The organism is Halorubrum coriense DSM 10284, assembly GCF_000337035.1.
Lineage (GTDB): Archaea > Halobacteriota > Halobacteria > Halobacteriales > Haloferacaceae > Halorubrum > Halorubrum coriense.
On sequence record NZ_AOJL01000019.1, the window covers coordinates 1 to 756 of the forward strand.

1 pseudogene is annotated in these 756 nt (G+C 68.3%); it reads right to left on the minus strand.

The annotated features are described in order from the left end of the window. Positions 1-41 precede the first annotated feature (41 nt). A pseudogene (locus tag C464_RS03695) lies at positions 42-756 on the minus strand (hypothetical protein); the annotation flags it as partial.

The following is a 756-nucleotide window of genomic DNA, read 5'->3' on the forward strand; positions in this document are numbered from 1 at the left end:
GAAAAGGGAACGATGACCTCCATCGCGGGGATCGGAGGGGGTTAGAACAGGGATTCCAGCTCGTCGCTGTCGTCGCTGACGAGCTCGTCGAGGTTGTCGTCGCTCTCCTCGCGGATCTCGTCTAAGTTGTCCTGCGCCTCGATGGCGACCTGCTGGAGCTCCTTGATCCGCGGGACGTTCGTGACGCCCGCGAGCAGGATGACCGTCGCGACGAAGCCGGCCCCGCGGTACGGGTAGTCCCCGCCGCGGACCTCCATCGAGCCGGTCTGCTCTTCGAGCCACTTCCGCCCGCGCTCGATACCCTTCCGGTTGAGGTACTCCGGCGGGCCCGCGAGCACGAGCAGCGCGCGCTCCGCGCCCTCGATCTCGCAGGGGAGCGTGAGCCGGCCGAGCGCCGCCTTGCGGACGAGGCTGGTGATCCGGTTCGTGGTGTGTGCGCTGTCCAGCTCCTCGTCGTTGCCGTCGTCGCGGAGCCGCGAGAGCAGCCCGCCCGAGGAGCGCTCCTCGACCTCCTCCTCGGCGTAGCCGACCGTGGAGACGCCGCCGCCCGAGAGCGTGTTGATGATCTCGGAGGAGTCGACGACGCTCTCGGCGACCTCCTGTCCCTGCTGGATCTCGCCGGCCCCGAAGAGGATGCCGAACCGCCGGACGATCTCCTCGTTGATCTCCTCGTAGCCGCCCTGGACGGACTCGCCCGTCTTCCGCCAGGCGTCGTTGTCGAACACCATCAGGTTGTCCACCTCGCGGACGAACGTC